The following is a 13,122-nucleotide window of genomic DNA, read 5'->3' on the forward strand; positions in this document are numbered from 1 at the left end:
TATAGGAAATACAGATGTCGACAATGACTTTAAAATCAATGGTTGAGAAGCTATCGCCCACAGCCAAGCAGAGCCTAGAAGCGGCCGCTGCGCTGTCTAATAGCCGCAGTCATTTTAGTGTAGAGATCCAGCATTGGTTATTAGCGATGTGCGAAGGCCAAACCGAAGATCTTATGTTGGTGGCCGAGCATTTTGCGGTTGATATTGATGCATTAACTGCCGATCTAAATCGCAATCTCGAGCGGGCTAAAACCGGTAATCAGCAAACTCCTGGTTTATCGCCGCAAATTGTCAGCTTATTGAGCGCCGCTTGGATGGCTGCCACTATTGAATACAACGCAGACAATATCGCGCCTATCCACATTATTCATGCCTTGCTAAACGACGATACCCTTAGCTTTAGCACCATGCATTTCTTGAAGCAGTTAGAAAACATCGACCCAGCTCAGTTGGCGCATGTATGGCCGACGCTTAATCAAAATGCCGAAGCTGCAACTGCAAGCCAAGTTAAAGGCTCGGGCAAAACACCAAGTTTAGATCAGTTTACTATCGACCTTACCGAGCAAGCACGCTCTGGCAAGCTTGACCCAATACTTGGTCGCGACGAAGAAATTCGCCAGATGATCGACATTTTAACCCGTCGCCGCCAAAACAACCCGATACTTACTGGCGAAGCCGGTGTAGGTAAAACTGCAGTTGTAGAAGGTTTAGCGCAGCGTATTGCTGATAACGATGTGCCCGAATCACTGCAAAATGTAAAAATTCATGTTTTAGATTTAGCCTTGCTGCAAGCTGGTGCGGGCATGAAAGGCGAGTTCGAAAATCGTCTTAAGTCGGTAATCAGTGAAGTGAAGAATTCGGCTACACCTATTATTGTGTTTATCGACGAAGCGCATACCTTAATTGGTAGCGGTGGCCAAGCTGGCCAAAATGATGCCGCCAACCTGCTTAAACCCGCGCTGGCGCGTGGTGAACTGCGCACTATTGCGGCAACTACTTGGGCCGAATACAAAAAGTACTTTGAGAAAGATGCAGCATTAACGCGTCGTTTCCAGGTGGTTAAAGTAGAAGAGCCAAGCGAAGAAAAAGCCATTGTGATGTTACGCGGCTTACTACCTGTGATGGAAAAGCACCATCGCGTATCAATTAGCGACCAAGCCTTGCAAGCCGCAGTGCGTTTATCTAACCGCTACATTAATGCTCGCCAGTTACCCGACAAAGCCGTTGCTTTGCTTGATACCGCCTGTGCCCGCGTGGCGATGAGCCAAGCCGCTACCCCTAGCCAAGTAGAGCGTTTACAGCGCAAACAGCAACAGTTGGTTGCGCAAATTGAGCAATTGGAACGCGAACAGTTAACGGGTTCTGAACACCAAGAATTGTTGCAGCAGCTCAATGCAGAATTAGCTGATACCCAAAGTGCCTTTGAACAAGCAGAAGCTACTTGGCGAGACGAGCAGGGTATGGTGCTTCAAGCTAAACAACATGCCGATAGCATTCTCAATACCGAGGAAGAAACCGAAGAAAATGCCCGAGAGCAGCTGGTAGAGATTAAAGCGAGCTTGGCAGAAGTTGCCCAACCAATGGTGTTTTTAGAAGTAGACGAAGTGCTAGTCGCCGAAGTTATTGCCGATTGGACTGGTATACCACTGGGCCGCATGCAATCAGACGAAGTAGAAACCATTTTGGGTTTGCCACAAAAAATGGGCGAGCGAATTGTTGGTCAAGGCCACGCACTAGAACTCATTAGTAAAGTGGTGCAAACAGCGCGTGCTCAGCTAAGTGATGAGCGCAAGCCAAACGGTGTGTTTTTGCTAACCGGGCCAAGTGGTACTGGTAAAACAGAAACAGCGTTAACCCTAGCCGAGCAAGTATACGGCAGCGAAGATAACTTAACGGTTATCAATATGTCGGAGTTTAAAGAGGAACATAAAGTTTCTCTGTTGGTGGGTTCACCTCCTGGCTATGTAGGTTATGGTGAAGGTGGTGTTCTAACTGAAGCCGTGCGCCGTAAGCCATACAGCGTAGTACTACTAGACGAAATGGAAAAAGCCCATCCGGGCGTGCAAGATATTTTTTACCAAGTGTTCGATAAAGGCACCATCAAAGATGGCGAAGGTCGAGACATCGACTTTAAAAATACCATCATCATCATGACTTCTAACGTGGGTACCGAAACTACCACCGGTTTATTTGAAGATGAAGAAACAGCTCCTGATATCGAAGGGCTAAAACACGCTCTAAGTGATGATTTGCTCGCGGTATTTAAGCCGGCCTTTATTGGTCGCCTAAATCTCATCCCATTTGTGCCACTTAACCGCGACACGCTAAATCAAATTGTGCGTTTACAGCTAGGTAGAGTTGAGCAGCGATTTGCTCGAAATTACCAAGCAGAATTAAGTTTTTCTGAATCGGTCATCGAACACCTAAACAGCCAGTCTCAAAATGCTGATGTTGGCGCAAGGGCAATTCAAAATAATATTCAAAATGAATTGTTGCCTGTGATCTCTAATAAGGTATTAGAAGCCATATCTCAACGCCTTAATATAGAGAAAATTAGCGTAGATTTAGTTGAAGATACTTATTGTGTCGAAATGTTGTAATTAGTGTTTTCACTATTGATCAAAATATTTATAATGTACCACTTAATTGGGTTGTGATTGTTATTCAGTTTTTGATGTTTTTGACATTTATTAAATTGTTTTACGGTTTCGACTAATAAAATTGCGCGTGTTAAAACGCTGCATTAAAACATACCCATTAGGGTTATTTTTACTTAATTAGCTAAAGGAAATTAGCATGCAAGCGAATACTTATTTGAAGTACGGCGATATCAAGGGTGAAGCGACAGCTGAACAGTACAAAGACTTAATTACTCTTTTGTCTGTAGATTGGTCAGTAGCACGTGAAATCTCTTCTCACACTGGTACTGCTCAAGATCGTGAAGCGAGTGCAACGCGTTTATGTGACATCAACATCACTAAAATGCAAGATAAAGCTTCTCCAGATCTTTTCAAAGAAGCCACTATTGGTAAGGGTAAGCCAGCGGTTTTCCACATTACTAAACAAGGTGAGAAAATCGAAGAAATCATGAAAATTGAACTGACTGACGCAATGATTTCTAGCTACTCAGTATCAATTCAAGATGACCGCCCAGTTGAAAACATCACTATTTCTTACACAGAAATGATGATGACTGTTACACCTACCGATGACCAAAACAATGTTCAAGCTCCGCTTGTTTACGGTTACAGCGGTGTTAAAGGCCAACAAATGTAATTGGCTTTCTGCGGGGTAGTTAATCTATCCCGCTTATTTTTTTAACTAGCGTGAACATGAAGCATATGGAAAAGGCAAGTCAAAGTAAGAATATCATTCAAATAGAAACGCCATTGGGTAAAGATGTATTACATCTTACTCAGTTTGATATTCAGGAAGGTATATCTTCACCTTTCTCTATTAATGTTTCTTGTTATACAAATGGACAGATAATATCTGAGTCCGACGTTATTGGAAAACCGGTTACCATTAATTTAGATTATCTAAAAGGTAAAGCCAGTGTTACCCGTTTTTTTAATGGCGTTGTTGCCAGTATTACTTCTCTAGGTAGTCGTGTTCCTAGTGAAGCAGAAGGCGAAAAATACCAAGATTACCAACTACAGATCGTGTCGAATTTACACTTTCTTAAGCAGCGCAGTAATTGCCGAATTTTTCAAAGCTTAACCGCTGACGAAATCGTAAAAAAGATTTTTGCAGAACACGGCGTGCAAGTAAAAAGTGAACTTAAGGGCAGTTACCCAACTTTGGGTTACAAAGTTCAATATAACGAAAGTGATTTTGCCTTTGTGCATCGTTTGCTTGAAGAAGCAGGCATCTTTTACATTATTGAACATAGTAAGGCCAAGCACAGTGTTGTATTGGCTGATGCTTTGAGTGCCTACCGCGAAGCAGAAGAAAGCAAAGTAGCCTTTACCACCGGTTCATTGTCAGAATCTCACGTGTTCTCTTGGAGTGGTAACCTAAACATCACTCCGGGTATTGCGAGTAAAGGCGGTTACGACTTTATAAAACCAAGCGCAAAACCAAAGGGTGAACAGCAAAATACGGCGTTAACCAAACAACAGCAAAATGGCGAAGTGTTTGAGTATTATGCCGGTTCCGAATTTAACCCTGCTTTGCAAAATGCTGCTAACGTAGCTTTAGAAGCAATGCAGCGAGATGCCTTAGTGTGCCGAGGTGGCAGTACTTGCGCTACTTTTAGCGCTGGTCAGTACTTTGGTTTTAAATCACATGAAGATCCCGCTCAGGTAGGGAAAAGCTACTTAATTACTCAACTTAGTTTGAGTGTTGCCATTACCAGCCAAACTGGCGCAGCTAAAAACAGCGGCCAAGTGCTACACAATCAGTTCTCTTGCATCCCGGCTGACGTATTGTTCAGACCATCCCAAACCACGGCTCGGCCGGTGATTCATGGCGCCCAAACAGCCTTGGTGACGGGTGATCCGGGTGAAGAGATCCATGTAGATAAATATGGCCGTATTAAGGTGCTGTTCCACTGGGATCGCGAAGGCAAAAGCGACAGTAACAGCTCGTGTTGGATTCGGGTTTCGCAAAACTGGGCAGGCAGCCGTTACGGCGCATTCTTCTTGCCAAGAGTGGGCCAGGAAGTACTGGTTAGCTTTTTAGAAGGCGACCCTGACCAACCGGTGATTACAGGTGCGCTATACAACGGCGACCAGATGCCGCCTTATGGCTTACCTAGTAAAAAATCGCAGTCTGGAATAAAGACTCGCTCAACCAAAGGCGGTGGCGAGAGTAACTTTAACGAAATACGTTTTGATGACGATGCCGGTAAAGAGCTGCTTTACATGCAGGCAGAGAAAGATCTGCAAACCGAAATCAAACAAAACCAAACTGAAAAAATTGGTAAAGATCTTAGCATTGAGGTTGCCGAAAACCAGTCTGAGAAAATAGGTAAGAACCTAGTAATAGATGTTGGCAAAAATATCGATTTAGTGGCTGGTAGTAAAATCACCATTAAAGCGGGTGGCGCTTCTATCACCCTTTCAAGTGGCGGCAATATTGATATCAAAGGTACCTCGGTATCGATTAACGGCACCTCTATCGCGCTTAAAGCGCCAGCTATTTCACTGAACTAAGGGACATAATGGGTAAGCCAGTAGCAATGCTCGGGTCATTTCACGTATGTCCTAAAGTGCAAAATAAAGTACCGCATGTTGGTGGCCCAGTGGTTGGCGGCAACGGTACGGTAACCGCTGGCGGAATGCCGGTTGCCTGCGTGGGCGATAAGTTGGTGTGTATTGGACCGCCAGATACGATTAAGTCGGGTTCCTCTTCGGTTACGGTTGGTGGTAAAGCAGTAGCGCGATTAGGTGATTCAACTGCCCATGGTGGCAAAATTGTAGTAGGTAACCCTACGGTGTTAATAGGCTAGGCATGAACTTGCAGCTAGACATTGAGGCCCTGCAGCTTGGTGAATACAGCGATTCAAACGCTATTTTTGGTTTAAGTGATGATGAGATTGCCGCAACCGTAAGCATTAAGGGCGAGCAGGCTCTACGTCACTACAGCTTTAATGAAGCAGGTCGAGCCGAGCTAGCCAAGCTAAAAGTCGATGCTGATGCGGTGTTTGTATTGCTGCCTGAAGCGCCTCTAGAGCAGGCAAAAAGCCAAGTTTATCAAGATACTTTGGCATTGGTGCCTCAGTTAGCGCAAAGCAAAAAAGTGTATTTGTTTCCCTATGGTCGCTGCGCCATGCAATTAGCGCTGCGCCAAGCGCTTAAGTTATTTAATCAGCAGTTGGCGGGCTCAATTCAAGTGCTGGCTTATCATCAAGATGAGCGTTTAGCTGCAACGCAAGCGCTTGAGCAAACCGCTAGCATTGCTAGTGAGTGTTTCATCGCTGCTCGGTTACAGCCGGCTAAGCGTGGTTTTGCTGTGCCTTGGGCCAGCTATGAGGTGCAAACCTCAGATAAAAGCATTGCTGCAACAGTGGCGGCGTTAATCCAACGTTATCGTGGCCAGTGCGGACAAGAGCTAACTCAATGCTATATGCCAAGTGCCTTAAGCAGTGACTTAATGGATGGTTGGTTAGCGGCTTTTCAATGTTTTGAAAATAGCGTTGGTTCGCGCAGCCAAGTGATATTTGCTGACGCCAGAGTCGGGGACTTAGCGGCCTGTACTGGCTTGTTTAATTTGTGTCATTTATTTACTCACTATCAGCAGCAAAAACATGCTGGTTTGAGTTTTCAATTGGATATTTCTGATCAGACTTACCGCAGTGCAATGATGCTCGCGTGGGTCGCCTAGTGGTGTAAAACAGCAGTATGGATGGAACCCAAAAAGAAGTAGTCACTGGAATTGACGGCTTTGCTTATGACTTTTTTACCGGCAAACGTAATGTGGGCAACAAGCCTGCGTTTAGTGATGCCGAAAAAGCAGCAGCATTTTTAGCTAACTTTGCAGGTGCTGCTGATAGCAACGGCAAAGGTTTACGCCGTTTATACCGTTTGGTCACTACTACGCCGGCTGGCGATCCGCATCAGAAATTAATTACCGCGTTAACGAATGGTGAGGTGTGGTTTCAGCGCCAAGCTGAAAAAGCTATTCCTCAACATTCTCCAGCTTCGAGGCCCTCTTGGAGTTCATCCGTCCCAAATGAACCCAAAGCTCCAGGAGGGCGCTCGAAGACCCAACAGCAAGGCAAAAACCAAAATAGCAGTGATGACATCACTCAAGCTGTTGACCACCCCGATATCCAAACTTGCGGTGACCCCATTGTAATGAGCAGCGGTGAAGAAGTGCTGCAATTAGACGATGTATGCTTGCAAGGTCATCGTGAGTTAGTTTGGCAGCGCACTTATCGCTCAAGTCTTTCGCATCAAGATGTGGGTTTAGGTTTAGGCTGGCGAAGTAATTTTCACTACAGTTTGGAACAGTTACAGGGTGAGCAAGCGGGTTGGTTGTTTACCGATGCACTAGGGCATCAGCAGCATTTTCCTCATGTGGTTGTCGGCGCTAAAAGTAGCCAGGTTAAATCGGGCATGGTGTTGCAACATCAGCTTGAAAACATTGTTATTAGCAGTGCCAATGGCAAAACTTTGCAGTTTTCTAAACAGCAAGAACAGTGGCTGCTTACCAAAATCAGTGATGGTGTCGATACGCATTATCGACTTAGCTACTCCGTTGCTCCTCGCTTAACCCAGATTGAAATCAACCATAGCCAACAACTGTTCCTACGCTATGACCTAGAAGGTCGGCTGGTTGAGTTACTCAGCTCTAAAGCCGAAACAGCGCAAAGCTATGCAAGTTATACCTATGATGAACAGGGGCATTTAAGTACTGCGACCAACCGTTTGGGTCAGCAAGAACAGTATCGTTATCAGCAAGGTTTATTGATTCAACGAACCCGCGCTTCGGGGTTTTCTCACTACTTTTCTTGGGATGGCAGTGAGCAAAACGCGCGTTGTATAGAACAATGGGGCGATAACGAGCATTATCACTATCGATTTGAGTATGAGCTAGAGCAAGGCCTTAGCCGCAGCTTTGATAGTTACGGAAACTGTTGGACTTACTGGCATAATTCACAAGGTCAAATCCTTAAAAAAGTTTCGCCCGACGGCGCTTGTTGGTTATTTGAATACGATGAACTACAGCGCAAAATTAGTGAAACAGACCCAAATGGCGCCACAACTCGTTACCATTACAATGCGCACGGCCAGTTAGACGCTGAGCTAGCGCCAAATCAAAATCTTACTCGTTATAGCTATAATCGCTTGGGTTTTGTTACACAGGTTGACTATGCCGACGGCTCATCGCTTAAGCGTGAATACAACAGCCTTGGTTTGTTAACCACAGAAACCGATGTACAAGGTGTGGTGACCGAATATCGCTACGATGCGCAAAGCCGTTTGGTGAGTAAAACTGCTAGTAACCAGCCTAATCAACAATTTTGGTGGAATGAGCAAGGCTTGTTGAGCGCCAAGCAAGTGGGAGATGCGTTAATTCGCTATAGCTATAACGCCATTGGTGAGTGCAATGGCGAAGTAGATGGAAAGGGCTGGGTTGGCCAATTCAAACGCGACGAGCGTGGCAACATTATTGAGGTCTTGTCTTATCATCAGGATGCGCCAGAGCAATGTCAGCGTAGGGCCTATAGCCATGACGATGCGGGGCGTGTTACTAAGGTGAGCGACTCGCTAGGGCGCAGTACAAGCTACGAATATCAAGGCTTGTCGCAGCCAGCTAAACAGATTAACCCCGACGGCTCATGGTTAGCTTTTTCTTACGATAAAGAACGTAACCTTACCGCCATTACCCGCAGTGACGAGCAGGTTTATCAACTGGAATATGACAGTTGCGAACGTATTAGCAAAACCATTGGTTTTGATGGCCGCGAGCAGCATTACCAATACAACCTAGCGGGTCAGCTTACTCAAGTTGCCGAAAATAGTGAGCGGCTGATTCAGCTAAAACGCAATTCTCTAGGTCAAGTAACCGAGCAGCGCAGCACCGCTAATGGCATTACCCTGATTAACGATTTTACCTATGACTTACAAGGTAAGTTGAGCCAAGCCAACAATGCTGCGCGCAAACTACGGTTTAGCTACTTCGCTAATGGCCAGTTGCAAGAAAACTGGCAAGACAATTGGCAATCTATTTATCAATTGAATTCACAAGGATTGCGCAGCCATACTCAACTTCCCGACGGCAATGCCTTAACTTATCGCTACGATGAACAAGGGCGTTTATCTGCGATATGGTTTAACCAGCAGCCTGTGATAAGTCGCAGCTTTAACGCTGCGGGTGAAGAGGTAAGCCGCGAGCTAAGCAAGCGCCACCAATTGCATAATCACTATGATGCACAAGGCCGCTTGTTAAGCCAACAATGGCAGTTAGAACAAAATGAACAAGCACCAAGCCGTATTGAGCGTCATTACCGTTTTGATGCGGGCGATCAACTTTTAGGCGTGAGTGACAGCGAGCTGGGAGATAATAACTACAGCTACGATGCACTTAGCCAACTCACCAAGGCTACTAGCCACAATGCCAATAACCAGCAATTTGAGCTAGATAGTTTTGCCAACCCCAAACAAGCCGACATGTTAGGTGACAAGCTGCTAGGTGATGAGCAGTGTAGCTACCGTTATGACCGCTACGGTAACCAAGTACTCGCCAGCCAAAGTAAGGTGCGTCAGCAACGCGCATTTAACGGCTTAAACCAATTGGTTAGGCTTAGCCAAGGCCGCGACAACACCGTTTATCACTACGATGCTCTAGGTCGCCGCAGCTGCAAACTTACCGCCCAAGGGCAAACCGATTATTTATGGGAAGGTAATCAACTAATTGGTGAGCATAGCCAAGGCCAGTATACCTGGTATGTCTACGAGCCTAATAGTCACCGCCCTTTAGTGATGATTAAACAGGGTCAGGTTTATCATTACCATCTGGACCATATCGGTACCCCAATTCGCTTAACGGACGAGCAAGGCAAGATAGTATGGCAAGCCCATTACCAAGCCTATGGTTCGATAGAACAGTTAAGCGTTAAGCAAATAGATAACCCACTGCGCTTTCAAGGCCAATACTTTGATGAAGAGAGCGGTCTTCACTATAACTTTCACCGCTACTACTGCCCGCAGCAGGGCAGGTACATACAACAAGACCCAATTGAATTACTCGGTGGCTTAAACCTTTATCAATACACCCCAAGCCCAACTAACTGGGTAGACCCCTTAGGCTTAGCCTGTAAAGAGGGTAACAAAAACATTGGCCGAGTACGGAAGCCTAGCAAACCTTACGCGCCAGGTGAAAGTCCCTTAGCTAAAGCAGGCCAAGCAATACTTGATGGCTTAGATGCGCTAGAAATAGAAGCCCTAAATGAAGTATTAGATGATGCGCTCGATGTTGCTGTTGAGCATGGCTCCCAATACCCAGAGGGTAGTTTCGGTAGAGTTGCCACTGGTATTGCTTATGCAAGTTTAGCCGCAGTGATGCCGACCAGTGCTTTAGATGTAGTTCCTGGGGGGAAAGCTGCGAAGTTGCGTAAAGCGGCTAAAGCCGTTGATACGGGTGGTGATGCAGCGCAAGTAACAAGCAAAACAAGAAAAGCCAGTCCCCCAAGAGATGTTTCTCATCGGCCAACGGATAGCCGTTCACCGGATTCATTTGCCGATGAGTTTAGTTCACTCAATCACCAAAAAGCGGCGGCGGGTGAGTATAATGCCCATGCTTTGATGAAAGAAAAGGGTTATATACCTTTAGGCAAAACCGATGGTAAATATAGCCCCGGAAAGCAGGGGATAGATGGTATTTACCAACCCCCAGTAGAAAAGCGTCCTCCTGATTTTGTTATCATTGAAGCCAAGTACGGCAAGTCTCGCTTAGGAAAACCCAAAGATGGCAAGCAGATGAGTGATGATTGGGTTACAGATGAGCGCTTGGATAATGCAGGGATGACGAGAAAGCAGCAGCGTAAAGTTTTAAGTAGCTTGCGAGATGGTGATGGTAAGGTAGAAAAACTGTTAATCCGCAACAAAGCAGATGGCTCGTTGGTTGTTAAAAAATTAGATGCTGATGCAAAGATTGCAAGTAGTGGATTAGAGTTGAATTTTTAAGGAAACGTGATGCTAAGAGAAGCTCTACGAGATAAAGCTTATTATGATGAATACGTTGATTTTGAAGAAGACTGTATTCAAGAGGATTTAGAAAAACTAAGTTCTACCGTTGATAGCCGAATCGTTGTTCAGATGAAGGTTGCTTTTGGTCTAGTTAATTTATTTATGGGGCTGATGCATGTTCGTTATGCGAGAGGCGATGACTTAAGCCTGTTTAAGGCTCACTTGAAAAAGGTTTTACATTGCAGAGAACAGCAAAAATATTTTGCTGATGCTTTGCCCCCTGAGGAGCAAAAAGACCGTATAGGCTGGGAAGAAATTCGCGAAGATTACATGCGTAATATTTTTCTGAAGTGGTTGAGTTTTGCTTATTGCCTAAACATGGGTCAAACCTACTACCAAGAGGTCTTAGATTTAATTGGAAACCAAGGTCGTGATGCCTTGTTCGACAATATCGCCGTTAAGTTGGGCGATACCGAGCGCGAAGTGGCAGAGAGCGTCTTGTTCAAACGCCGCTTCAATAAACTGTATAAAGTAATTGAAGCAGAGCCTGCGCAGCGCCCTCAGCTGATGTTGGCTTACTTAGAGGCATGGTACAAGTTAGAAGGTAGCCCTGAGCTACATTTAATGGATACAGATACTTACAAAGGCTACTGGTGCTGGGAAGCGGCATTAGTCACTAAGCTTTATGAGATAGACGACAGTCTGTATATCGACCATCAATACTACCCTAAAGACCTAGTTCACTGGAGTGAGCAGTGATTCGAGACCAACGCCGTGACGAAGCCTATTTTAGCGAGCTGTTAAGCGATTTAGATGATGCCTTAGCAGAAACCCAACAAGCTTTAGATAGCGGCGAGTTTACGTCACTCAGTGAGCAAGTCGATGTTGCTCAGCAGCTCTATCAACTTGCCATCATGCGGGCAGTAAGCCATTACTCTTATGGCAGCGATATGGCCTCTCTTAAGTCATCTGTGTTGGCGATATTGCCTTATCGCCAACAGCTAAGTGCTACTGCAGATAAACTGCCCGCAGCACACCAGTGTTACCGCCATGATTTTGAGCGTTTAGGTGGTGTGGGTGAAGCTTGCGGTTCGGCTAATGTTAATCGCTATGTTTATGCTTTATGGTGGTTAGCCTTGTTGGTTGCTGTAGGTGCAGAGAAAGCACATATTCAACAAGCTTTAGACATAATTGGTGAACAAGGAAATGATGCACTTTTAGATAGCATTGCCAGCAGGCTAGTTGATACAGACCGTCCCATGTCTCCTACAGTTTACTACCCCACTGTTTATCAACCTCTATTGGATGCCATCAACAGTGATGGAGAGGTTCAGGCAGAGCATCTTAATGTGTTTATTCGACAGTGGTACGACAGCCTAGAAGATGCAGATTGGTATGATAATCATTTGTGCGATTGCGAATTTGAATATACCGACTATTACGTTGGTTACTGGTGCTTTGAAGCAAGCTTAGTTGCCTCGCTTTTCTGTATTCCAGCAAATGCTATTCGTGAGCATGTGATGGTGCCAGTTGAACTATTAAATAACTGATTTTTAAAAACTAAGGAGATCTATATGTCGGCAGGAAGCTTTTCTTTTAAGAGGCCAAGTAGAAGCGTTCATTCAGTATTTTTGCATTGTAGCGCTTCAGATAACGCTGCTCATGATAACGTAAAAACGATGCAATCTTGGCACGTAAAACGTGGCTTTAGTGAAATTGGATATCATTTCTTTATTAGTAAGAATGGAGATATTCATGAAGGACGCAGTATAGAAAAAGTACCTGCTGCTCAGAAAGGTCATAACACTGGAAGTATTGCTATTTGTTTGCATGGTTTAGATGTTGCAAAGTTTACCGAAGCTCAATTTTCTTCTCTAAAATCTTTATGCTCACAAATAGAGAGTAGCTATGGAGAAAAGAAAATAGTGTTCCGAGGACACTGTGAAGTGTCAGCTAAAACATGCCCTGTATTTGATTACAAAAAAGTATTGAGCCTAGATGAGAATGGCAAAATAACTAAGACTTCGGGAACCATCTCAAGTTACTTAAGTAGCCAATTTATCTTCAATGGTATTCTGGAGTTATTTGCGAAAGGACAAAAAGTTCAAGAGCTACAAACCTTCTTAAATGATGCTGGCTTTCCAACAAAAAAAGATGGTGTTTTTGGTCAAGCTACTCAGCAAAGCGTAGAAGCGTACCAGAAATCAGTAGGTTTAAAAGCTGATGGAATAGTAGGACCTAAAACTCTAGAAGCAATGGGGACTCTGAAAAAAGGCTGTAAAGGTAATGCGGTGAAGTTACTACAAAAACAACTAACCGTAAAAGGCTACAAACTGTTGGCGGACGGTAAATTCGGTCTTGGTACAGAAAAACAAGTTAAAGCATTTCAGTTAAGCAACAAGCTAAAGAATGATGGAATTGCAGGGAAGAAAACTAAAGAAAAGCTTTTTGGTCGTTCAGCTGGTCAACTAATTTAAGGTTTATA

Annotated in this window: 9 protein-coding genes; all 9 read left to right on the forward strand. The window is 44.7% G+C overall.

Annotated elements, in window-relative coordinates:
* Positions 1-14 precede the first annotated feature (14 nt).
* The 9 genes from tssH to K5620_RS00890 all read left to right on the forward strand — a co-directional run bounded on the left by tssH (position 15) and on the right by K5620_RS00890 (position 13,114).
* A complete protein-coding gene (tssH, locus tag K5620_RS00850; protein WP_040306600.1) occupies positions 15-2,600 on the forward strand; it encodes a type VI secretion system ATPase TssH in 2,586 nt (861 codons plus the stop codon).
* Positions 2,601-2,796: 196 nt separating this feature from the next.
* Positions 2,797-3,276, forward strand: a complete 480-nt coding sequence (locus tag K5620_RS00855) for an Hcp family type VI secretion system effector (RefSeq protein ID WP_016399934.1) — start codon at positions 2,797-2,799, stop codon at positions 3,274-3,276.
* A gap of 65 nt (positions 3,277-3,341) precedes the next feature.
* The gene (locus tag K5620_RS00860) at positions 3,342-5,156 is read left to right on the forward strand and encodes a type VI secretion system Vgr family protein (protein WP_016399933.1); all 1,815 of its coding nucleotides are present in this window, start codon (positions 3,342-3,344) and stop codon (positions 5,154-5,156) included.
* Between the two features lie 8 nt (positions 5,157-5,164).
* Entirely contained in the window at positions 5,165-5,452 is a 288-nt protein-coding gene (locus K5620_RS00865) for a PAAR domain-containing protein (RefSeq protein WP_016399932.1), read from the forward strand.
* A 2-nt stretch (positions 5,453-5,454) separates the two neighbouring features.
* The gene (locus K5620_RS00870) at positions 5,455-6,327 is read left to right on the forward strand and encodes a hypothetical protein (RefSeq protein ID WP_016399931.1); all 873 of its coding nucleotides are present in this window, start codon (positions 5,455-5,457) and stop codon (positions 6,325-6,327) included.
* 17 nt (positions 6,328-6,344) lie between these two features.
* A complete protein-coding gene (locus K5620_RS00875; protein WP_016399930.1) occupies positions 6,345-10,634 on the forward strand; it encodes an RHS repeat-associated core domain-containing protein in 4,290 nt (1,429 codons plus the stop codon).
* 9 nt (positions 10,635-10,643) lie between these two features.
* Positions 10,644-11,396 carry a PoNe immunity protein domain-containing protein gene (locus tag K5620_RS00880; RefSeq protein WP_016399929.1) on the forward strand — a complete coding sequence of 251 codons (753 nt, stop codon included), beginning with the start codon at positions 10,644-10,646 and terminating at the stop codon, positions 11,394-11,396.
* Positions 11,393-12,187, forward strand: coding sequence for a PoNe immunity protein domain-containing protein (locus K5620_RS00885; protein WP_016399928.1), 795 nt, complete (start codon positions 11,393-11,395; stop codon positions 12,185-12,187). Before K5620_RS00880 ends, K5620_RS00885 begins: the two co-directional genes overlap by 4 nt.
* 24 nt (positions 12,188-12,211) lie before the next feature.
* Positions 12,212-13,114, forward strand: coding sequence for a peptidoglycan recognition protein family protein (locus K5620_RS00890; protein WP_016399927.1), 903 nt, complete (start codon positions 12,212-12,214; stop codon positions 13,112-13,114).
* Positions 13,115-13,122: the final 8 nt, after the last annotated feature.

The sequence above is a fragment of the Agarivorans albus genome (genome assembly GCF_019670105.1).
Taxonomy (GTDB): Bacteria; Pseudomonadota; Gammaproteobacteria; order Enterobacterales; family Celerinatantimonadaceae; genus Agarivorans; species Agarivorans albus.